Source organism: Mesorhizobium sp. P170090, assembly GCF_057786115.1.
On sequence record NZ_JBYNWH010000001.1, the window covers coordinates 89,793 to 109,692 of the forward strand.

At 63.7% G+C, this 19,900-nt stretch carries 21 protein-coding genes and 1 riboswitch; of the genes, 11 read left to right on the forward strand and 10 right to left on the reverse strand.

Annotation, left to right across the window (positions count from 1 at the left end; genetic code table 11):
* The first annotated feature begins 14 nt into the window (after positions 1 to 14).
* The 3 genes from ftsE (at position 15) to AC3EML_RS00440 (ending at position 2,509) form a co-directional block, all read left to right on the forward strand.
* Positions 15 to 674: a cell division ATP-binding protein FtsE gene (gene ftsE / locus AC3EML_RS00430; RefSeq protein WP_023685344.1), complete on the forward strand. Its 660-nt coding sequence runs from the start codon at positions 15 to 17 to the stop codon at positions 672 to 674.
* Complete coding sequence (locus AC3EML_RS00435) at positions 667 to 1,656, forward strand: cell division protein FtsX (RefSeq protein WP_023701396.1); 990 nt, start codon at positions 667 to 669, stop codon at positions 1,654 to 1,656. Before ftsE ends, AC3EML_RS00435 begins: the two co-directional genes overlap by 8 nt.
* A gap of 172 nt (positions 1,657 to 1,828) precedes the next feature.
* Positions 1,829 to 2,509 (forward strand): YdcF family protein, encoded by a 681-nt coding sequence (locus AC3EML_RS00440; protein WP_352521810.1) that lies wholly within the window; start codon positions 1,829 to 1,831, stop codon positions 2,507 to 2,509.
* A 5-nt stretch (positions 2,510 to 2,514) separates the two neighbouring features.
* Here the strand turns inward: AC3EML_RS00440 and AC3EML_RS00445 are convergent, their stop codons facing one another.
* Positions 2,515 to 3,147 carry a pyridoxamine 5'-phosphate oxidase family protein gene (locus tag AC3EML_RS00445; protein WP_023673310.1) on the reverse strand — a complete coding sequence of 211 codons (633 nt, stop codon included), beginning with the start codon at positions 3,145 to 3,147 and terminating at the stop codon, positions 2,515 to 2,517.
* Positions 3,148 to 3,261: 114 nt separating this feature from the next.
* On the opposite strand from AC3EML_RS00445, the gene AC3EML_RS00450 reads away from it, so the two are divergent.
* A complete protein-coding gene (locus AC3EML_RS00450) occupies positions 3,262 to 4,167 on the forward strand; it encodes a LysR family transcriptional regulator (protein ID WP_023673309.1) in 906 nt (301 codons plus the stop codon).
* A 115-nt stretch (positions 4,168 to 4,282) separates the two neighbouring features.
* Positions 4,283 to 5,092, forward strand: a complete 810-nt coding sequence (locus tag AC3EML_RS00455) for a lysophospholipid acyltransferase family protein (protein ID WP_352521786.1) — start codon at positions 4,283 to 4,285, stop codon at positions 5,090 to 5,092.
* 69 nt (positions 5,093 to 5,161) lie between these two features.
* On the opposite strand, the gene AC3EML_RS00460 is transcribed toward AC3EML_RS00455, so the two are convergent.
* From AC3EML_RS00460 to AC3EML_RS00470, 3 genes are all read right to left on the reverse strand, one after another.
* A complete protein-coding gene (locus AC3EML_RS00460; RefSeq protein WP_352521785.1) occupies positions 5,162 to 5,788 on the reverse strand; it encodes a LysE family translocator in 627 nt (208 codons plus the stop codon).
* Between the two features lie 82 nt (positions 5,789 to 5,870).
* Positions 5,871 to 6,818, reverse strand: a complete 948-nt coding sequence (locus AC3EML_RS00465; RefSeq protein WP_023731073.1) for an aldo/keto reductase — start codon at positions 6,816 to 6,818, stop codon at positions 5,871 to 5,873.
* Positions 6,819 to 6,982: 164 nt separating this feature from the next.
* A complete protein-coding gene (locus tag AC3EML_RS00470; RefSeq protein ID WP_023673305.1) occupies positions 6,983 to 7,516 on the reverse strand; it encodes a gamma-glutamylcyclotransferase in 534 nt (177 codons plus the stop codon).
* Between the two features lie 124 nt (positions 7,517 to 7,640).
* On the opposite strand from AC3EML_RS00470, the gene AC3EML_RS00475 reads away from it, so the two are divergent.
* Both AC3EML_RS00475 and AC3EML_RS00480 read left to right on the forward strand, forming a co-directional pair.
* The gene (locus tag AC3EML_RS00475; protein WP_023832505.1) at positions 7,641 to 8,639 is read left to right on the forward strand and encodes a DUF2125 domain-containing protein; all 999 of its coding nucleotides are present in this window, start codon (positions 7,641 to 7,643) and stop codon (positions 8,637 to 8,639) included.
* Positions 8,640 to 8,763: 124 nt separating this feature from the next.
* Positions 8,764 to 9,687 (forward strand): sugar kinase, encoded by a 924-nt coding sequence (locus tag AC3EML_RS00480; RefSeq protein ID WP_023731075.1) that lies wholly within the window; start codon positions 8,764 to 8,766, stop codon positions 9,685 to 9,687.
* 7 nt (positions 9,688 to 9,694) lie between these two features.
* Here AC3EML_RS00480 and AC3EML_RS00485 read toward each other — a convergent pair whose 3' ends face one another.
* On the reverse strand, positions 9,695 to 10,630 hold the full coding sequence (locus tag AC3EML_RS00485; RefSeq protein WP_352521784.1) for a prephenate/arogenate dehydrogenase family protein: 936 nt from the start codon (positions 10,628 to 10,630) through the stop codon (positions 9,695 to 9,697).
* 4 nt (positions 10,631 to 10,634) lie between these two features.
* Positions 10,635 to 11,744 (reverse strand): histidinol-phosphate transaminase, encoded by a 1,110-nt coding sequence (hisC, locus tag AC3EML_RS00490; protein ID WP_023686716.1) that lies wholly within the window; start codon positions 11,742 to 11,744, stop codon positions 10,635 to 10,637.
* Positions 11,745 to 11,870: 126 nt separating this feature from the next.
* A riboswitch (SAM riboswitch) is annotated at positions 11,871 to 11,948 on the forward strand.
* A gap of 60 nt (positions 11,949 to 12,008) precedes the next feature.
* Here hisC and metX point away from each other — a divergent pair.
* Together metX and metW are read left to right on the forward strand one after the other, a co-directional pair.
* Entirely contained in the window at positions 12,009 to 13,178 is a 1,170-nt protein-coding gene (gene metX, locus AC3EML_RS00495; RefSeq protein WP_027050738.1) for a homoserine O-acetyltransferase MetX, read from the forward strand.
* Between the two features lie 58 nt (positions 13,179 to 13,236).
* Positions 13,237 to 13,851, forward strand: coding sequence for a methionine biosynthesis protein MetW (gene metW, locus AC3EML_RS00500; protein WP_023685353.1), 615 nt, complete (start codon positions 13,237 to 13,239; stop codon positions 13,849 to 13,851).
* Positions 13,852 to 13,858: 7 nt separating this feature from the next.
* On the opposite strand, the gene AC3EML_RS00505 is transcribed toward metW, so the two are convergent.
* Positions 13,859 to 14,179: a DUF1330 domain-containing protein gene (locus AC3EML_RS00505; protein ID WP_023694041.1), complete on the reverse strand. Its 321-nt coding sequence runs from the start codon at positions 14,177 to 14,179 to the stop codon at positions 13,859 to 13,861.
* A 247-nt stretch (positions 14,180 to 14,426) separates the two neighbouring features.
* Here AC3EML_RS00505 and AC3EML_RS00510 point away from each other — a divergent pair, with 247 nt between their 5' ends.
* Positions 14,427 to 15,362, forward strand: coding sequence for a glycosyltransferase family 2 protein (locus AC3EML_RS00510; protein WP_023673297.1), 936 nt, complete (start codon positions 14,427 to 14,429; stop codon positions 15,360 to 15,362).
* A 51-nt stretch (positions 15,363 to 15,413) separates the two neighbouring features.
* On the opposite strand, the gene AC3EML_RS00515 is transcribed toward AC3EML_RS00510, so the two are convergent.
* From AC3EML_RS00515 to AC3EML_RS00525, 3 genes are all read right to left on the reverse strand, one after another.
* Positions 15,414 to 16,202, reverse strand: a complete 789-nt coding sequence (locus tag AC3EML_RS00515; RefSeq protein ID WP_023673296.1) for a DUF1194 domain-containing protein — start codon at positions 16,200 to 16,202, stop codon at positions 15,414 to 15,416.
* Between the two features lie 64 nt (positions 16,203 to 16,266).
* Positions 16,267 to 18,087: an ABC transporter ATP-binding protein/permease gene (locus AC3EML_RS00520; RefSeq protein ID WP_023731080.1), complete on the reverse strand. Its 1,821-nt coding sequence runs from the start codon at positions 18,085 to 18,087 to the stop codon at positions 16,267 to 16,269.
* Between the two features lie 137 nt (positions 18,088 to 18,224).
* The gene (locus AC3EML_RS00525) at positions 18,225 to 19,007 is read right to left on the reverse strand and encodes a class I SAM-dependent methyltransferase (protein WP_023670688.1); all 783 of its coding nucleotides are present in this window, start codon (positions 19,005 to 19,007) and stop codon (positions 18,225 to 18,227) included.
* Positions 19,008 to 19,125: 118 nt separating this feature from the next.
* On the opposite strand from AC3EML_RS00525, the gene gloB reads away from it, so the two are divergent.
* Entirely contained in the window at positions 19,126 to 19,893 is a 768-nt protein-coding gene (gloB, locus tag AC3EML_RS00530) for a hydroxyacylglutathione hydrolase (protein ID WP_023694044.1), read from the forward strand.
* Positions 19,894 to 19,900 lie beyond the last annotated feature (7 nt).

The following is a 19,900-nucleotide window of genomic DNA, read 5'->3' on the forward strand; positions in this document are numbered from 1 at the left end:
TCAGGTCGTCGCACGTGATCCGCTTCGAAAATGTCGGCCTCCGCTATGGCATGGGTCCGGAAATCCTCCGCGACATCTCCCTGCACATTCCGGAGAGCTCCTTCCAGTTCCTGAGCGGGCCCTCCGGCGCCGGCAAGACGACGCTGCTGCGCCTTCTGTTCATGTCGCTGAAGCCGACACGCGGGCTGATCACCATCTTCGGCAAGGACCGCTCGCGCATCTCGCGCGCTGAACTGCCGCATCTCAGGCGCCGCATCGGCGTGGTGTTCCAGGATTTCCGCCTGCTCGACCACATGACCACCTATGAGAATGTCGCTCTGCCGCTGCGCGTGCGCGGCCGCGAGGAAGCGAGCTACCGCACCGACGTCACCGAACTTTTGAAATGGGTTGGCCTGGGCGAGCGCATGCATGTGCTGCCGCCGGTCCTTTCGGGTGGCGAAAAGCAGCGCGCGGCAATCGCCCGGGCCTTGATCGAACAGCCCGAAATCCTGCTTGCCGACGAGCCGACCGGCAATGTCGACCCGCCGCTGGCACGCCGGCTGCTCAGGCTGTTCATCGAGCTCAACCGGCTCGGCACCGCGGTGGTGATCGCCACTCACGATCTCGGCCTGATGGAACAGGTCGACGCGCGCCGCATGATCCTGGCCGGCGGAAGGCTGGATATTTATGACTGAAGTATCGGCCGAACAGCTGCATGAAGACGCCGCCGAGCCCGCGACGACGACGCAGCGCGTCCAGCGCCGCATGGCGCCGATCGTGCCGGCGCAGAATATTGCCGGCCGCGCCTTGGTGCTGGTCATCGCCATCATGACCTTCCTGTCCTGCCTGACTTTCGGCGCCGTCACGCTGGTGCGCGACACTGCCTCGGTCTGGGAAAACCAGATCTCGCGCGAGGCGACGATTCAGATCAAACCGGTCGACGGCCTCGACATGGAGGCAGCCCTTGCCCAGGCCTCGCAGATCGTCGGCGAATTCCCCGGCGTGAAGGAAACCCGGATCATCGATCGCGACGCCACCGCGCGTCTGTTGGAGCCATGGCTGGGCTCGGGCCTGAATATCGACGAATTGCCGGTGCCGCGCCTGATCATCGTCACCATCGACGAGACCAGTCCGCCCGACTTTAGCGCCATCCGTGCGGCGCTCACGCCCAAGCTGCCGAGTGCTTCGCTCGACGATCACCGTACATGGGTCGACCGGCTGGTCGCCATGGCCCGCACCACGGTCACCATCGGCATCGCCGTGCTGGTCCTGATGCTGTCGGCGACGGTGCTGACCGTAGTGTTTGCGACGCGCGGCGCTATGGCGGGTAACGGCCATATCATCGAAGTGCTGCATTTCGTCGGCGCCGAGGCGCGCTTCATCGCGCGCGAATTCCGCTGGCATTTCCTGGTCACCGGGATGAAGGGCGCGGCCGCCGGCGGCGCAGCCGCGATCCTGGTTTTCATCGTCTTTTCCTGGTGGTCGTCGCGCAACATGGCAACGCCGCAGGCCGACCAGGCCACCGCTTTGTTCGGCAATTTCGCCATCGGATCGGCCGGCTATCTCGGCGTCGGGCTGATGGTGCTGGTGATCGGCGGACTGACGGCGGCGACCTCGCACGCAACCGTCGTCGCCTACCTCAGCGACATCGATGTCCGCCAGCCGGATGCGGGGTGAACCGTGAGGGCAGAAGCGAAAACAGTTCGGGGGCAAGGACAGGAATGGAAGGGACGATCACGGATCGAAAACCGACGTAACGCAATGTGCGCTTTTTTCCTTACCAAAAAGGCATTTCAGGATTAACCATAGGACGATGAACGCGCGGGAGTCGACCGGAACGGCTGGACAGATGCCAGTGGTGCGTTCGCGTGTGCGCACTGGGCTGGGCCGTTTGCGCACCGCCCTGCGTCTCGCCTTCCTCTGTCTACTGCTGCTGGTGGCCCTGTTTGCCGGTGGCTTCGGCTGGTTCGCCAGCAAGGTCAGCCACATGACGACTCCGGCCAACCCGGCCAAGGCCGATGCGATCATCGTCTTGACCGGCGGTCAGGCCCGCCTCGACGCAGCACTCGATCTGCTTGCCTCCGGCAAGGGCGAGCGGCTGCTGATCTCAGGCGTGCATCCCTCTGCCAGCCGCCGCCAATTGCAGGCTGCTACCGGCGGCGACAAGGCGCTGTTTTCCTGCTGTGTCGACATCGACCGCGCCGCGCTCGACACGATCGGCAATGCCGAGGAAAGCGCTAAATGGATGGAGAGCCACGCCTATGGCAGCGTCATCCTCGTCACCAACAATTACCACATGCCGCGCAGCCTGCTCGAGATGGGCCGCCTGCTGCATGGCGCCAGGCTTGAACCCTATCCGGTGGTCAACACCAATCTGGACAATGGCGACTGGCTGACCAAGCCAGAAGCGCTACGCGTGCTTCTGACCGAATACAGCAAATACCTGCTGGCGCTGGCGCGCGGCGTCGTCCCGGTCCGCCAGACCGCCGACAGCGTCGCTCTGGCCGAGGTTTCGACCGCCAAGGACTGAGTCGATTACCCCTTGGCCGTGCCGTCTTCCGCGCCACGCAGCCGCGCAATCTCCTGTTCGAGGCTTTCAATCCGCTTGTCGCGTTCGGCGAGTGCGGCCGCGACATCGGCGGCCTCGAATCGCTGCGGAATGTGTTGCGGGCAATTGGCATCCCAAGCCGAGACGGTGAACAAGATGACCTGCTCGGGGCGCGCCTTGTAGTCCTGCGGCATCAGCCTTGCCAGAAGCTCGGCATCGTCCTCGACGACCCGCGCCGTGCCCCAGATCTTGACGCGCTGGCGATGCGCATAGTCGATCAGGAACAGGAATGCCTGGTTGTTGTCGGCGAGATTCCCTTGCGTGATGAACTGCCTGTTCCCGGAGAAATCGGCAAAGCCGATGGTCTTTTCGTCCAGCACCTTGAGGAAGCCGGCTGGCCCGCCGCGATGCTGGATATAGGGCTGACCCTCGCCATTTGCCGTCGACAGGAAGACGCTGGTCTGCGCCGCGATGAAGTCGGCGAGGTCGGGCGTCATATGGGCGCGCCATCCGCCGCGCTCCTCGGCGCTGGCATAGCCCTTGCGCGAACCTTTGCGGGTCTGGATCGCCTTGACCGTCGGCGTGAAGGCGACATCGCTGGTGAAAGTATGAGCATTCATGGAAGCCTCCGCGAGGCCGAAACACGGCCATTGTACGCGAAGAGGTAGATCCTTCCATGTTTTGGATGTAGATGGCATAGTTGCAAGCTATCCTTCCAATTTCCGGAAGAAAGTATGGATCGTCTCGAAGCCATGTCGCTGTTCGTCGCCGCGGTGGAAGCGGGCAGCCTTTCCGCTGCCGGCCGCCATTTCGGCATTCCACTGGCAACGGTCAGCCGCAAGGTTTCCGACCTCGAAAAGCACCTTCAGGCGCGCCTGCTGAACCGTTCGACCCGGCAGCTCACGCTGACCGATGCCGGCCAGGCCTATCTCGCCGCCTGCCGCCGCATCCTCGGCGAGGTCGGCGAAGCCGAACGCACCGCTGCCGGCGAATACAGCACGCCGACCGGCGACCTGTTCATCACCGCGCCGGTCGTCTTTGGTCGCCTGCACGTGCTGCCTGTCGTCACCGAATTCCTGGCGGCTTATCCTCAAGTCAACATTCGCCTGGCGCTGGCTGACCGGATAACCCAACTGGCGGAGGAACATCTCGACCTTGCCATCCGCATCGGCGAGCTTGCGCCTTCGAGCCTCATTGCCATCCGCGTCGGCGCGATCCGTCGCGTCGTGTGCGCCAGCCCCGCCTATATCGCCGCGCATGGCATGCCGCGGACGCCGGACGATCTGGCCGCGCATGAATGCATCAGTTTCGAAGGGCCTGCAGCGCTCGCCAGCTGGAGCTTTGCCGGCGACAAGGGCGAACTGATCGTGCCGATCCACTCACGGCTGCGCGTCAACACGGCGGAAGCTGCAATCGATGCCGCGATTGCAGGCGCCGGGATGACGCGGGTGCTCTCCTACCAGATCGCGGACGCAGTACGTTCCGGCGTGCTCGTCCCGGTCTTGCGACCCTTCGAGCCGCAGCCGTGGCCGGTGAGCCTCGTCCATGCCGGCCAAGGCCTGCTGGCGGTGAAACTAAGGGCGTTCCTCGATTTCGCCGCTCCGCGGCTGAAGCAGCGGCTATTGCAGGCGACGTGGTGAGTTGAGACTGGCTTGAGTCAGTGGCGAGCCGGCCTATGTCAGGCCATTGCGGCGTTTCCTTTTTGCCCGCGCTTGGTGTAACCAACGCACACCTCCTCAACGGGCCCTTCCCCGCATGCTCTATATCCGCTCGCTGGCGTTCAACTTCGTCTTCTATGTCAATCTGATCGTCCAGATGGTCCTCTGGACCCCTTACTACTTCCTCTCGCCACGCCATCGCGCCTGGTTCGTGCCGAAATTCTGGTCGCGCACCAGCCTGTGGCTCTACGACAAGATCGCCGGCACCAGGAGCGACATCACCGGCGTCGAGAACCTGCCGGAGGGCTCTTTCATCCTGGCGCCGAAACACCAGTCGTTTTGGGACGCGATCGCTTTCTTTCCCTTCCTCCACGATCCGCTTTATATCCTGAAGCGCGAGCTGACCTGGATCCCCTTCTTCGGCTGGTACATCCTGAAGATGCGGATGATCCCGGTTCACCGCGGCAGCCGCTCCAAGGCGTTGAAGCAGGTCGTTGCATCGACAAAGCAGGAGATGGGGCGCAATCCGCGCCAGCTGATTATCTACCCCGAAGGCACGCGCCGAGCGCCAGGCGACGAGCCGGCTTACAAATACGGCATTGTCGAGCTCTATACGCAGCTTGGCGTCCCGGTGGTACCGGTCGCCCATGTCGCCGGCCTCTATTGGCCTCGCCGCAAATTCTTGCGCTTTCCCGGCACCATCAAGGCCCGCTTCCTGCCGCCGATTCCGCCCGGGCTCGGCAAGGACGAATTCATGGACCGGCTGATCGGCGATACGGAAGTCGCCTGCGACCAGCTGCTGATCGAGGCATCGCAGGCTCCTAACCCGCCGCAAATGCCGCCGACGGCGATCAAGCGGCTGGCCGAACTCGCCGCGGCCGCCAAAGCAATTCCAGGAAAAGTGTGAGCGGTTTTTTCCGTCCTGAATTGCGCCAAAACAAAAAAGACCAAAGCTTGATCTCTTCTGCGGGCCGGCTCAAGGCCACGCCGCCAGCGCCGTGGTCAGCACCAGCGTCGCCGCGAAGGCCAGATTGATGATCCGCGACGCCAGCGGCTGGCGCAGGGTGCGGGCGAAGGCCGCGCCGGCCAGCAGCCACAGCATATGGATGGCTACGATCATCAGGGTGAGAACCGCCAGCCTGGCCGGGATGCCGAGAGCATCGGCGCCGGCTGCGGTCGCGGAGCCAGCAAGGACCGCAGCAATCGCCACATAGGCTTTCGGGTTGGCAACGGCGAGCAGGAAGCCGCCGAGGAAGGTCGGCAGAACCGCGCTGCTGTCACGCGCGGCCAGCGGCGGCGCTGTCGCTATTCTGTAGGCGAGGTAGAGAATATAGGCGGCGGAAGCGACCGCCAGCACTGGCGCTACGCCCGGCATCGAGGTGAGGATAGCCTTGATGCCGGTGGCCACTACCAGCAGCACCGCGACCGTGCCTAAAATCATCCCCGATGTGTAGTGAAGCGAATTGCGCAGGCCGAAGGCGGCCCCTATCGCCGTGACGCTGATCGTCGCCGGGCCAGGACTGCCCATGACGACGGTTGCCGCCAGCACCAGCGCCAGCAATTGCTGCCAGGGCTGCGCCTGCGAAAGAATGTCTGCGGCCATGCTGCCTCTTCTCCCAATAATGGAGAACAGTGTGGCAAGGCGGACAGCCGTCGTCTTGGACGATCGTGCCGAACCTGCGCGGCTAGGCGCTGGCCTTGTCCAGCGCCACGAGATCCTCCGCGCTGAGCTTCAGCGATGCGGCGCGCACCAGGCTGTCGACCTGGTCCAGCGTCGTGGCGCTGGCGATCGGCGCGGTGATGCCGGGCTGCGCCATCACCCAGGCGAGTGCTACTTCCGCCTGCTTGGCCGAATGGCGCGCCGCCACAGTGTCGAGTGCGGCCAGAATGCGCATGCCGCGCGCATTGAGATAAGCCTTCACGCCGCCGCCGCGTTCACTTTTGCCGAGATCGGCCTCGCTACGGTATTTGCCGCTCAAAAACCCCTTGGCGAGGCTGAAATAGGTGATGACGCCGATATCCTCGGCCACGCACAGATCATGCAGCGGCCCGTCGAAGGATGAGCGGTCGTAGAGATTGTATTCCGGCTGCAGCACGCTGTAGCGCGGCAGCCCGCGCAGGCTGGCAACATCGAGCGCGGCGCGCAGCTGGCCGGCGTCAAGATTCGAGGCGCCGATATGGCGGACCTTGCCGGCAGCGAGCAGCTTCTGGTAGGCGCCGAGCGTCTCTTCGTAAGGCGTGGTCGGGTCCGGCCAGTGCGACAAATAGAGGTCGATCACATCGGTCTGCAGCCGCTCAAGCGACGCCTCGACCGCCCTTTCGATATGGGCAGCGGACAGATCCTTCTTGCCTTGTCCCATATCCGAGCCGACTTTGGTGATGACGATGATCTTGTCACGGTTGCCGCGGCTTTTCATCCATTTGCCGATGATGGTCTCGGACTCGCCGCCCGCGTGGCCCGGCACCCAGCGCGAATAGGCATCGGCCGTATCGATAGCGTTGAGGCCGGCGTCGCCGAACCGGTCGAGCAGGTCGAAGGAGGTCTTCTCGTCCGCGGTCCAGCCGAAGACATTGCCGCCCAGGACCAGCGGCGCGATGGAAAGGTCGGTTTGACCGAGACGGCGTTTTTGCAAGACGGGGCTCCGTGGGCTGGCGGCGGGCGGCCCGAATGCTTCGGGCCGCAGCTAAGCTAGGTCTCGCCGCGCCGAGGTCAAAGGCCTCAGCCAATTTTTCCAGCGGGCCAGCGCTTCACAAAGGCGCGAGCGCTTCGCCTGCAGGCTCGCCGTGGTCTACCGGCTCACGAGGCGATCCGCTTCGCCACCTCTTCCAGCCAGTGGTCGCTGATACCCAGCGCCGCGAGATGCTGCAGCGTGTTGAGCACATAGTCCTCGTTGTTTCCGGACTGGCCGACGGCGCCACGGATAACACCTGCCGCATGCGCGGGGTCGAGCCCGCCGGCATACTGCTCATGCTGGCGGTCGACGATATAGGCGACCGCTTTCACTCTCTCTCCCGCGGCCGCCCCATTCCCGTCGAGGCTGATATCGAGCACACGCTCGAGATAGACGCTGGTCACCAATTCGCGCTCGCGCAGATAGGTCAGCACCTCATCGCGCAGCTCGCCGGGCACGCGAAACGCCAGCCCGATGCAGGAGCCGCCACGGTCGAGGCCTAGCACCAGGCCCGGCCGCTGGCGCGTGCCGCGATGCACGAAGGAATAGACGCAGAGCGACCGGCGGTAGCCGTAAAGCCGCGCGCGCCGTGTCTCGACATGGGCGAATCCCGGTCGCCAGATCAGCGAGCCGTAGCCAAAAACCCAAAAATCGCCCATATCGCCAAGCCTGATTGCACGAGAGTGACGCCGCCGCATCGGAATCGGTGCTCTTCTGTTCTTTTTGCTTGTTGCGTAAGCCACAGTCCACCCGCAACACGCCCGCGTTAATGAAAGCCGCAGCATGACGTCAAGTGACGAGCGTCCGTCGAAGTTTCGCCGCCGGCTGATGTGGCTCGCTGCCTTGGTCGTTATGCTGTTCGGCGTCTACAGCGCGGTCTGGTTCTATGTCGCCGGTCGCGTCAGCAGCGAAGCCGACAAGGCGGTGGCCTCGCTCAAGGACAAAGGCATCGAGGCCGGCTGCGCCAACCTCACCGTCAGCGGCTACCCCCTGAGTTTTGCCATCTCCTGTGACAATCTGGCTTACGAGGACGACGCCAGGAACGTTGCCGCCTCGGCAGGCAGCTTCAACTTCGTTGCAGAACTCATCCGGCCTTTGTCGCCTGCCGCCGAGTTGCGTGGGCCACTGCGGACCTCGGTGCCCGGGATGGCGCCGCTATGGATCGATTGGGACAATCTGCAGGCCAATGCCAAGCTCTCCTGGCCCCTGCCCCGGAGCATTTCGCTGCAGGCGGAGAGCTTGTCCGGCCAGACGGATCCGGCCGACGACACTGATCCGGTTTCACTGTTCAGCGCCGGAACCGCGGCGGGCGAGTTGCGACCCGACGGCCAGGACATCGGCTACGTCGGCAGCTTCACCGATCTTGAGATCGACGCCGACGCGATCGGCGGGCGCGTGCTGCCGCCGCTCGACGGCAGCGGCGACGCGACGCTGAAGAACGGCGTCGCGCTGATGAAGACGCAGGCCAGGAGCCTGCGCGGCCAGGCGGTCGACATCCACAAGCTCGATCTGTCGTCGCGAACCGCGCGCATCACCGTCTCCGGCCCGGTGTCGGTCGACGCCAACGGCCAGGTCAATGCCGACCTGACGATCAAGCTGCAGGATCCCAAAGCCGTGGCGGCAATTCTCGCCACCGCAATCCCCGAGCAGAAGAGCCAGATCGAGCAAGGCTTTGCCGGTCTGGCGCTGCTCGGCAACGAACCGTCGATGCCGCTCAAGGTGGTGAAGGGCAAGGTCTCGCTCGGCTTCATTCCGCTGGGCAAGATCAAGCCGCTCGATTAGAGCAATTCCAGGAAAAGTGTGAGCGGTTTTCCGTCCGGAATTGCGTTAAAACAAAGAGATAGAGCATGATCGCAAAGAGCGGGAACGGCTTTTGGGGAGAGATCATGCTCGAGCAAGCCGACGCATGAACCGACCGGTGAAACTGCTGAGCGTTGGCGCGCTGACGCTGGATACCATCCTGCGCGTCGAAACCCTGCCCACGCATCAGGGCAAGTTCATCGCCTCGGACGGCATCCAGATCGCCTCGGGCATGGCGACAAGTGCTGCCTGCGCCGCCCGCCGTCTCGGCGCCGAGGTGTTCCTGTGGGCAAGTGCAGGTGACGATGCCGTCGGCGACCAATTGCTGGCCGGCATCGAGGCCGAGGGCGTCGATTGCCGCTTTGTCCGCCGCGTCGAAGGCGCCCGCTCGGCGCTGGCCGCGATCCTGGTCGACGCTCATGGCGAGCGCATCATCGTGCCCTTCTACGACCCAAAGGCGCAGGCCGACCCCGAGGCGGTGCCTGTCGCCGATCTTTCCGGCTTCGATGCCGTGCTGGTCGATGTGCGCTGGCCGGGCGCCGCCGCTCTTGCCTTGACCGCCGCGCGCGACGCCGGTTGCCCGGCAATCCTCGACGCCGACACGGCGCCGCTGGAGGTGCTGGAGCGTCTGTTGCCGCTGGCTTCGCACATCGTCGCTTCGGAGACGGCTGCACGCATTATCTGCGACCACGCGCTGGATCCCGAAACCGCCTGCGCCGACCTCGCCAGCCGCACAGACGCCTTTGTCGCGGTGACCGGCGGCGCCGCGGGAAGCTGGTGGCATGACCGGTCCGCCGGATGCGTGCGCCACATCGCGGCGCCGAAGATCAAGGCGGTCGACACGCTGGCCGCCGGCGACGTTTTCCACGGCGCCTTTGCTGTCGCGTTGGCGGAAACCATGCCGATCGAGCAGGCGTTGCGCTTTGCCAGCGCGGCGGCCGCGCTCAAATGCCAGCGCTTCGGCGGCCGGCTGGGGGCGCCAAACAGGGACGAGGCAATGGCCATGGTCGCGGCGACCTGGCCCGTCTGAAACAGATTTAACTTTTCACCGGGTGCTCGACCGCCTGCCGGCCGAAATCCGGCACGTCGATATCCTGGCCGGCCTCGATGATCGAACGGCGAACGGCCCGGGTGCGGGTGAACAGGTCGAACAGCTTGTCGCCGTCGCCCCAGCGGATCGCCCGCTGCAGCGAGGCGAGGTCCTCCGAAAAGCGCGCCAGCATTTCCAGGATGGCATCCTTGTTGTGCAGGCACACGTCGCGCCACATGGTCGGGTCGGAGGCGGCCAGACGGGTGAAGTCGCGGAAACCGGAAGCCGAATATTTGATCACTTCCGACTTGGTCACCGATTCCAGATCGTCGGCCGTGCCGACGATGTTGTAGGCAATGATGTGCGGAAGATGCGAAACGATGGCCAGCGTCATGTCATGATGCTGCGGGTCCATCGTGTCGATGTTGGAGCCGCAGCGCCGCCAGAATTCCGACAGCTTTTCCAGCGCGGCCGGATCGGTTCCCGGCAGCGGCGTGAAGATGCACCAGCGGTTTTCGAACAGCTCGGCGAAACCCGCATCCGGGCCCGATTTCTCCGTACCTGCCAGCGGGTGCCCCGGAATAAAGTGCACGCCGTCCGGTACATAGGGCTGCATTTGCGCAATGACCGAGGCCTTGGTCGAACCGACATCGGTGAGGATGGCGCCCTTTTTCAGCGCCGGCGCGATCTCTTGCGCCACCTCGCCCGACGATCCCACTGGCACCGAGACGATGATCAGGTCGGCATCGCGGACCGCTTCCCTGGCGTCGGTGGTGTAGCTCTCGCCAAGACCGAGCTCCTTCGCCCGTGCCAGCGTGGCCGGGCTGCGCGTCGCGATGGCGACATGGCGGGCCAGGCCCTCGCGGCGGATGATGCGGGCCAGCGACGAGCCAATCAGGCCGATGCCGACCAGCGCGATCTTTTCAAACATCGGTGCTGTCATTGTTTCAGCTTTTCAGGAATGTCGTGAGGGCATCGATGACGCCGCGATTGGCTTCTTCGGTGCCGACGCTCATGCGCAGCGCATTGGGAAAGCCATAGCCGGTAACGCGCCGCAATATATAGCCGCGCTGGGTGAGGTAATCGTCCGCCGCCTCAGCCGAATGCCTCTTGTCGTCGGGAAAGTGGATGAGGACGAAATTGCCGACGCTGGGCGTCACGCGCAGCCCAAGCTTCGTCAGTTCTTCATTCAGCCAGGTAAGCCAGGTCTCGTTGTGCAACGAACTGCGCTCGACATGGGCGCGGTCGCGGATGGCGGCAATGCCGGCCTCGATCGCTGTTGCGTTAACGTTGAAAGGGCCGCGGATGCGGTTGATGGCATCGACGATGTGCAGTGGGCCATACATCCAGCCGATGCGCGCGCCGCCAAGGCCAAGCTTGGAGAAGGTGCGGGTCATGACCACATTCTGTGCGCTGCCCGCCAGCTCGATGCCGGCCTCATAGTCATTGCGCCTGACATATTCGGCATAGGCCGCGTCGAGCACCAGAAGCACGTTGCCCGGGAGAGCGGAATGCAGGCGGCGGACCTCCTGGAACGGCAGATAGGTTCCGGTCGGATTGTTGGGATTGGCGAGGAAGATGATTTTGGTCCGCGGCGTCACCGCGGCCAGGATCGCGTCGACGTCGGCGCGTTCCTCGGTTTCCTTGATCGTCACCGGTGTCCCGCCGGCCGACTGGATGTAGATCTTGTAGATCATGAAGGCGTGTTCGGTGATGATGGCCTCATCGCCGGCCGCCAGATAGGTCTGCGCCAGCAGGCCCAAAATCTCGTCGGAACCGTTGGAGCAGATGATGTTTGCCGGGTTGAGGCCATGCACCTCGGCGATCGCCTCGCGCAGCCGGCGGGCGGTGCCGTCGGGATAGACATCGAGCTTGCTGGCCACTTCGCGCGCGGCCTCGATCGCCTTCGGCGACGGGCCGAGCGGGTTCTCGTTCGACGACAATTTATGGACCTTGGCGACGCCGGCCGGTGCCGTGCTCTTGCCCGGCACATAGGCGTCGATGTCCATAATGCCCGCGCGGGGAGTCGGCCGTGCCTTGTCCGCTGTCTTGTCCATGTCGCAAATCCATCGAGAATGCCTCCGTCCGGAGGCCGCAGCGGAAATACAAGCCGTAGCCGCGAATGTCGAGAGGCGGGCAATAGCTGGCCGTTGACGCCGGGCCGCACGAGTTCTAGAAGAACGCAACAGTTCCGTGGTGATTTGGCCGGTCGGCTTGCAGCCACGTTAAACAACTCGCTAAAGGGCCGTTTGCGTGACGTAACCGGCTTTGCGATCGCATTGCCGGTTTTTTATTGCCTGACGGCGGGCAAGGAGAGTCACATGGCCGCGCTCCGCGCTACAAAAACCAACAACGAGGCCGACAACCCGTCGAGCCCTGTGTTGCGTTTTGGCCCTGACAAGCCGCTGAAGCTCGACGCCGGCACGCTTTTGTCGCCGTTCCAGATCGCCTACCAGACATATGGCGACCTCAACGATGCCCGCACCAACGCCATCCTGGTCTGCCACGCGCTGACCGGCGACCAGCATGTCGCCAGCACCAATCCGGTGACCGGCAAGCCCGGCTGGTGGGAAGTGCTGATCGGTCCCGGCAAGATCATCGACACCAACCGCTTCTTCGTCATTTGCTCCAACGTCATCGGCGGCTGCCTCGGCTCCACCGGTCCGGCCTCGACCAATCCCGCCACCGGCAAGCCCTACGGCCTCGACCTGCCAATCATCACCATCCGCGACATGGTGCGGGCGCAACTGATGCTGGTCGACCATTTCGGCATCGAAAAGCTGTTTTGCGTGCTCGGCGGCTCGATGGGCGGCATGCAGGTGCTGGAATGGGCGTCATGCTATTCCGAGCGCGTCTTCTCGGCCCTGCCGATCGCCACAGGCGCACGCCATTCCTCGCAGAACATCGCCTTCCACGAGGTCGGCCGCCAGGCTGTCATGGCTGATCCGGACTGGCATGGCGGCAAATATTTCGAGCACGGCAAGCGCCCGGAAAAGGGGCTCGCCGTGGCGCGCATGGCCGCCCACATCACCTATCTGTCGGAAGCCGCCCTGCACCGCAAATTCGGCCGCAATCTTCAGGACCGCGAAGCGCTGACCTTCGGTTTCGACGCCGACTTCCAGATCGAAAGCTATCTGCGCCACCAGGGCATGACATTCGTCGACCGCTTCGACGCCAACTCCTACCTCTACATGACCCGTTCGATGGATTATTTCGACCTCGCCGCCGACCATGGCGGCCGGTTGGCCGACGCGTTTGCCGGCACCAAGACCCGCTTCTGCCTGGTGTCCTTCACCTCGGACTGGCTGTTCCCGACCGAGGAGAGCCGCTCGATCGTGCATGCGCTCAACGCCGCCGGCGCATCGGTCTCCTTCGTCGAGATCGACACCGACCGCGGCCATGATGCCTTCCTGCTCGACGAACCCGAACTGTTTGCCGCCATCAAGGGCTTCATCGGCTCGGCCGCGCGGGCGAGAGGGCTCCGCGCATGACCCCGAAAAGTTGCAGACTTTTCGGACAGGGATCATGCGCCAGGCAAGGGGCGAAGCCATGAGCGTCAATGGCAGCCAGCGCGTCGACCTCGAAGTCGTGGCCAACCTGATACCCCCGCAGTCGCGAGTGCTCGATGTCGGCTCCGGCGACGGCCTGCTGCTCGAACTCCTGCAGGAGACCAAGCAGGTCGACGGCCGCGGGCTGGAGTTGTCACAGCGCGGCGTCAATGAATGCGTTGCGCGCGGCCTCTCGGTCATCCAGGGCGATGCCGACACCGACCTCGAATTCTATCCGGACAAGGGTTTTGACTTCGTCGTCCTGTCACAGACGCTGCAGGCGACCCGCAACCCGAAGCTGGTGCTCGACGAACTGCTGCGAATCGGCAACCGCGCCATCGTCTCCTTCCCCAATTTCGGCCATTGGCGGGTGCGGCTGTCGCTGTTCGTCAAGGGCCGGATGCCGGTGACCGCGGACCTGCCCTATTCCTGGTACGACACGCCCAACATCCATTTCTGCACCATCCGCGACTTCGTCAATCTGGTCGAGGAACTCGGCGCTTCGGTCGAGAAAGCCACCGCGCTCGACGGCAACGGCCAGAAGATCGGCCTGTCGATGCCATGGTGGTTCTGGAATTTCTTCGGCCAGCAAGCGGTGTTCTTGCTGAAGCGGTAGTTTGCCCCTATTCCAGCACGTCCGTCGCCTTGTGCGGGTGCTGAACGCCATCGGCGATGATCACATCGGCGTGGGAGTTGTCGGTGCGCAAGGCCAGAATCTCCCGATAGGCTGATGAATCGTACCAGCCCCACGCATGCGCCCTGTCCGGAAACTCGATGACGATCAGATGCCCGGGCCATTCGTTTTCGACCACGTCCATGTCGCCGCCGTGGACAAGGAAGCGGCCGCCGAACGGCTCCAATGTGGCGTCGATCCTCTGCAGATACTCGACAATCTGCGGGCCCATTGTGACTTGACGCATATGGGCGACGGCGTAGGCGGCCACGGCTGAACTCCCTGTGAGATCGAAGCCCGACGACCGGCTTCGTTGGCGCAATCTGCAGACATGATGGCCATCGGTCGATTACGTCTGGGGTAATCGGCCGGCTTACGGCGTCCTGGCTCAACAGTTTGTGATGACATTGCCGCTGGTTTTTTGTAGCGTCGAATCGAATGCCATCCCGGGGTAAGGCTTGGACGGCGACCATCAAAACCTCCGGCCTCCAGGCATTTCGGGGCACAATCGAAGCAACATGTCCAAGGCAACCGACCTCGCTCCGCTGATCTCGGTGATCACACCGACGCACAATCGCCGCAGCAAGGTGGTGCGCGCCGTGGAGAGCGTGCTGGCGCAGAATTTTCCCCGGTTCGAACACATTGTCGTCGATGACGGCTCGACCGACGGTACGGCAGCCGCACTTGCCGAAATCCGCGATCCACGGCTGATCTATGTTGGCTCGAAATGGCGCGGCGCCAATGCCGCCCGCAATGCCGGCATCGAGCGGGCGCAGGCGCCGGTGGTGACATTCCTCGATTCCGACGACGTCTATTTGCCGGATCGCCTGGCGCGGACGCTGGAGCAGTTCGACAACAATCCCTCGCTCGAAGTGCTGATCAGTTCCTTCGTGTCGCTGAAGGGCAATCGCCGCACCAACTGCGTCAACCGCGAGGCGCTGCTGAGCCGCGACTCGCTGGAGCGGGCCCTTGTCGCGCAGACCATCTTCATTGCCGGGTCGGCAATCACCGCCCGGCGCGAGTCGCTGCTGGCCATCGGCGGCTACGATAGTGACGTCACGCGCATGCAGGATCGCGAATTGTTGCTGCGCTTTGCCCGTCGCAGCGGCGCGCAGCTGTCCGAAGTGATCGACTGGAAAAAGTACAACTCGGAGAATTCGATCTCCGGTCGCCGGGACGGCTATGTCGAAGCCTATGCGAGCTTGATCGACAAGCACCCCTATATCGCCGACCGCTACCCCTACATTCCGCCTTACATGATCGCCCGGCAGCTCATCGCCGATGCACTCAAGGGCAGGGTTTCGCAGGCGTTCTCCGGCTATATGGCCAACCGGTCGTCGAAGGCGCTTGGCTATTCGCTGCCGCAGCTGTTGCGTGGCTATGTCGGCGGCCGGCGCTGGCGCCGCGATCTCTATGCCGAATTTCGCGACAAATACGGTGCACGGCCGGCCTGAAGTTTGCCGACAAGCCGCGCAGCGGCTTTCCCCTCCGAACTGCCTCAAACCTCATTTGTCGAGTTCCGGCAGATATGGGTCGGAATATAGCCGCCGGTCGCGTTCGCCCTGCAGGCAGTCCATGGGTGCAGCGGCATCGATCGGGACCACGGTCGCATCGGCGATGCCGCTCACCTCCAGGATCAACTTGCGGCGTATGGCGGTGGCGAATTCCGAGGCCACATAGATCGGCAAAACGAAGGAGCCGGGCCCACCGGTGACGCAGTCGTCATAATACTGGTCGAGATGGCTGAAGGTCGGCGACGGGCTGATCAGGATCGGCAGGCCGTTGATGACGATGCCCTTGGCCACCGCCGCATCGCGTGTCGTGGCGACGGGCAGCCCGGTGTTGTTGGGACCGTCGCCGGAAATGTCGATGACGCTGCGTGGCGCATCGAACCCCGTGCCCTCGAACAGCCCGGCGCCGAAGGCAAGCGCACCGGAAATCGAGGTGCCGCGAAAGCTGCGGAACGGCCGCGCTTCTATTCTGTCGGCGAAGGCGTTGGCGCTCTCTGCGCTGTCGATCACCTGCCAGGCGATGACGCCATCCTCGCGCACGACGCCCGCCCATTCGAAATAGGCAAGCGCGATGCGCCCGGTGGTTCCCGAGCGCACGGCCTTGATGAAATCGGGATGCCTGAGCGCCTCGACATAGCCAGCGCGCTGCAGCGCGAACTCCCTCTCGTCCATCGACTGTGAGATGTCGACGGCCAGCACCAGTTCGACATCCACGGCAACGGCCGGGGCAGCCACGGGCGTGGTGCAGGCAAGGCAGGCAAGCAGGCTGAGCGCATCGAGCATGGCCGCACCACGGATGTTTCGACCCGTGAATCTTCGCCGCGATCGCGGCGAAATAAAGCCCCTTCTACTTCTTTCGCCGCACGGCCGCTTTCGGCGGCGGGTCGATGGCGCCGGTCCTGACTCGGGCGGGTTTCAGTGGCGCAGCACCCGTATCCTTCACGATGTTCAATGCGCGTGGAAAGAAATGACCATTGTGCAGTCCGCGCCCGATGTTGAGGATCGCGGTTTCCGGCAGGCGTTTCTCCAGCATGGACAGTACCCTTCGCAGCGAAGGACCATCGAACGCGTCCATCGCTTCGTCGATGATCACCCATTTCGGCTGCCGCAAGGCCAGCCTGGCGAAGGCCAGCGACCGCTGTTCGTCATCGTTGAGTTCACGCTCCCAGCGTGCGGAACGGTCGAGCGAGGATGACAGCCGCTCGAGGCCGACCTCGGCCAGCACCGCCCCAAAATCAGCATCGCCAGCCGGCGCCGAGCCATTTGGATGCAGCACTTCGCGTAACGTGCCGGCAGGAAAATACGGAACACGCGGCACGAAAATCGGCGTTTCTCCGGCCGGCAAGCCGATCCGCCCGCTGCCCCAGGGCCAAAGGCCGGCAATGGCGCGGAAGAACAATGTCTTGCCGGCGCCTGGGTCGCCGGTGATCATGACGCGCTCACCGGGATGGATCTCGACATGGCTGCCTGAAAGTTTGGTGCAGCCCTCCGGCGAGGCCACTTGGAGCTTCTCGAAGGTCAGGCTGCCATTGGCGTTATCGCCGAATTCGATGCGCTTTTCCTTGTCGTGCAACACATCGGTTTCATCGAGCGCAATGCGGAAGTCGGCAACGCGCATCAGCGTGGCGCGCCAGTCGGCGATGCCGCCGATATTGTTGATGAACCAGCGCAGCGACGAGTGCACCTGGTTGAAGGCGCCGACCGCCATCATCAACCCGCCAAAGCTGATGTCGCCTGAAAAATAGACCGGCGATGCAACCAGGATCGGCGCCACCACGGTGATCCAGCCATAGGTATCGGTCACCCAGGAAAGGTTGATCTGCGCTTTGTAGATGTTTCGCATCGCGCCCAGCACCGTGCCAAGGTCGATTTCGAGCCGTCTCTTGGCATCGGCTTCGCCGTGATAGAGCGCGATGGCGTCTACATTCTCGTTGACGCGCACCATCCCGGAACGCAGCTCGGCCTCGCGGGTGTAGCGGTCGCTGTTGAGGCGGATCAGCGGCCGCCCGACCAGCCAGCTCAGCCAGGAGGCGATGCCGGCATAGAGGAACGCGGCCCAGACCATGTAGCCCGGTATCGCCAGCGACCAGCCGTTGATGTGGAAGACGAAGCCCGACGAGAGTTGCCAAAGCACGCCGACGAACGACACCAGCAGGATGAAGGATTGCAGCAGGCCGACGCCGAGGTCCGTCGACAGATCGGACAGATGCGCGGCATCCTGCTGCATGCGCTGGTCGGGATTGACGCCGATGGCGCCGGCATTGGCGAGCCGGAAGGCCCGCGCCGGCCGCATCCATTGGTCGATCAGGTCGAGCGTCAGCGCCTCGCGCAGCTTCAGCCGGATCATCTGGTTGAGCCAGGTCTGAGCGATGTTGAGCAGCAGCAGCGTGCCGGCAATCACGGCAAAGATCATCAGCTGATGCAGGAAGGCCGCCATGTCGCGACGCGCCAGCGCATCGTAGAAAGGCTGGTTCCAGCGGTTGAGCAGAACCTGGCCGATCGACGTCGCGACGATGACCGCCATAATGCCGACCGACGTCCAGACCAGCCACTTGCGCACCGGTGAGCCTATCAGCGCCCGTTTGATCGTCGCTACCTGATCGCGCAGGCTGCTGGCTTCGACGGTTACCGGCTGAACGGTGGCGGACTTGTCCGGTTGATCAGCCATGCACGAGGTCCTTGCGTTCAGAAGCGTTGCTGAAACCAGATGGAGAGACTTGAAGGCATCCGCCGCTCAAACGGACCGCGAATGCATCTGCGACAGATAGGTGGGAAAAACCCACGCAACACCAGTTTTCATGATGATCACGAAGGTGTCACCTGACGCGTCGTCGATGTCACCCCTTCCGCCCGGCGGCCAAGCCGCGTCGCACCGTGCGGTGACAGTACCGGCACGAAGACACGGCGCGAAGCGCGCTGCGCGACCGGCACGCCCTGATAGAGCCGCTTCTGCGCCTCGACCACGATGACGCCGGAAAAGATCGGCCAGAACCGCCGGCCGGCGCGCTCCAGCACATTGTGGAACCGCATCATGAAGCGCCGCGGCGATGGCGGGAAGAACAGCGCGTCGGACCAGGAAGCCGGCGTGAAATTCGCCTCGCGCAGCAATTCTGTCAGCTGGCCGCGCGAGAACGGCCGGCCATTGCCGAACGGCGTGTGCTCGAACCGCGCCCAGACACCGCGCCGGTTGGGCACGACGATGACGACGCGCCCTGCCGGCGACAGCACCCGCCAGATCTCGTTCAGCGTCTCGCGCGGGTTTTCGACATGTTCGAGCGAATGCACGAGCAGCATGCGGTCGATGCAGGAATCGACCAGCGGCAATTCCTCGTCGAAGACCAGCGCCGTAGCCGTCGGCCCGTTCGCCGGCCAGACGACGGCGCCTTGCGTAGCAGGCATGAAGGCAAACACCCGCTCGGCATCGGTGCCGAACCGCTCCAGCCACGGCAAGGTATAGCCGAGCCCGACCAGCCGCTCATTCGGCACTGTTGCCCATATTGAGGACAGCGCCATGGTGATCGAGCGTTCAGCCAGGCGGCCGAGCGTGGTCGAATAGAAGGAGCGGAGATCGACGATATCGGAATGCATGCGCGGGACGGTAGCTGCGATGCCGCCCAAGTTCAACAAAGCCGCCACGTTCTGCAAAGCTAGAGTGACATCGGCGGCCAAGCGCCCTATGTCTGCGCCAACAGATGGAGAGATGCCAATGCCCGTCGAAATCGAACAGTTCATGTGCCGCAGCGACAATTTCGGCGTGCTGGTGCATGACCCGAAAAGCGGCGAGACCGCCATTATCGACGCGCCCGAAGAAGCGCCGATCATTGCCGCGATCGAGCGCACCGGCTGGAAGCCGACGATGATCCTGACCACCCACCACCATGTCGACCATGTCGAGGCCAATCTGGCGCTGAAGGAGCGCTTCAAGCTGCGCATAGTCGGACCGGAGGCTGAAAAGGAAAAAATTCCCGGCATCGACGAGACCGTCGGGCAAGGCTCGGTCGTCCATCTCGGCGGCGAGCGGATCGATGTCATCGCCACGCCCGGCCACACTGCGGGCCATGTCTCCTATCATTTTCCGGCCTCGAAAGTGGCGTTCACCGCCGACACTTTGTTCGCGCTCGGCTGCGGCCGGCTGTTCGAATGCAAGCCGCCGGTGATGTATGAGTCGCTGAAGAAGCTGGCGGCACTCCCGGCCGACACGGTCATCTATTGCGGCCATGAGTATACGCTTTCGAACGCCCGCTTTGCGTTGACCGTCGACCCGACCAATTCGGCGCTGAAAGAACGCGCCGCCAAGATCGAGACCCTGCGCGCCGACAACAAGGCGACGCTGCCGACCACGATCGGCGAGGAATTGTCGACCAATCCGTTCCTGCGCTGGCACGACCCGGCGATCCGCAAGCATCTCGGTATGGAGGCGGCCCCGGACGCCGAAGTGTTCGCGGAAATCCGCAAGCGCAAGGACAATTTCTGAGCATCGT

What these genes read in the sequence shown, in the direction of transcription:
- AC3EML_RS00510 (WP_023673297.1), top strand. Translation starts at nt 14,427, where the DNA reads ATGTCCAAGGCAACCGACCTCGCTCCGCTGATCTCGGTGATCACACCG.
- AC3EML_RS00470 (WP_023673305.1), bottom strand. Translation starts at nt 7,516, where the DNA reads ATGGGCGATTTTTGGGTTTTTGGCTACGGCTCGCTGATCTGGCGACCG.
- hisC (WP_023686716.1), bottom strand. Translation starts at nt 11,744, where the DNA reads ATGGACAAGACAGCGGACAAGGCACGGCCGACTCCCCGCGCGGGCATT.
- AC3EML_RS00520 (WP_023731080.1), bottom strand. Translation starts at nt 18,087, where the DNA reads ATGGCTGATCAACCGGACAAGTCCGCCACCGTTCAGCCGGTAACCGTC.
- AC3EML_RS00525 (WP_023670688.1), bottom strand. Translation starts at nt 19,007, where the DNA reads ATGCATTCCGATATCGTCGATCTCCGCTCCTTCTATTCGACCACGCTC.
- AC3EML_RS00485 (WP_352521784.1), bottom strand. Translation starts at nt 10,630, where the DNA reads ATGACAGCACCGATGTTTGAAAAGATCGCGCTGGTCGGCATCGGCCTG.
- AC3EML_RS00460 (WP_352521785.1), bottom strand. Translation starts at nt 5,788, where the DNA reads ATGGCCGCAGACATTCTTTCGCAGGCGCAGCCCTGGCAGCAATTGCTG.
- AC3EML_RS00475 (WP_023832505.1), top strand. Translation starts at nt 7,641, where the DNA reads ATGACGTCAAGTGACGAGCGTCCGTCGAAGTTTCGCCGCCGGCTGATG.
- AC3EML_RS00445 (WP_023673310.1), bottom strand. Translation starts at nt 3,147, where the DNA reads ATGAATGCTCATACTTTCACCAGCGATGTCGCCTTCACGCCGACGGTC.
- metX (WP_027050738.1), top strand. Translation starts at nt 12,009, where the DNA reads ATGGCCGCGCTCCGCGCTACAAAAACCAACAACGAGGCCGACAACCCG.
- AC3EML_RS00450 (WP_023673309.1), top strand. Translation starts at nt 3,262, where the DNA reads ATGGATCGTCTCGAAGCCATGTCGCTGTTCGTCGCCGCGGTGGAAGCG.
- AC3EML_RS00480 (WP_023731075.1), top strand. Translation starts at nt 8,764, where the DNA reads ATGAACCGACCGGTGAAACTGCTGAGCGTTGGCGCGCTGACGCTGGAT.
- AC3EML_RS00455 (WP_352521786.1), top strand. Translation starts at nt 4,283, where the DNA reads ATGCTCTATATCCGCTCGCTGGCGTTCAACTTCGTCTTCTATGTCAAT.
- gloB (WP_023694044.1), top strand. Translation starts at nt 19,126, where the DNA reads ATGCCCGTCGAAATCGAACAGTTCATGTGCCGCAGCGACAATTTCGGC.
- metW (WP_023685353.1), top strand. Translation starts at nt 13,237, where the DNA reads ATGAGCGTCAATGGCAGCCAGCGCGTCGACCTCGAAGTCGTGGCCAAC.
- AC3EML_RS00515 (WP_023673296.1), bottom strand. Translation starts at nt 16,202, where the DNA reads ATGCTCGATGCGCTCAGCCTGCTTGCCTGCCTTGCCTGCACCACGCCC.
- AC3EML_RS00435 (WP_023701396.1), top strand. Translation starts at nt 667, where the DNA reads ATGACTGAAGTATCGGCCGAACAGCTGCATGAAGACGCCGCCGAGCCC.
- AC3EML_RS00440 (WP_352521810.1), top strand. Translation starts at nt 1,829, where the DNA reads ATGCCAGTGGTGCGTTCGCGTGTGCGCACTGGGCTGGGCCGTTTGCGC.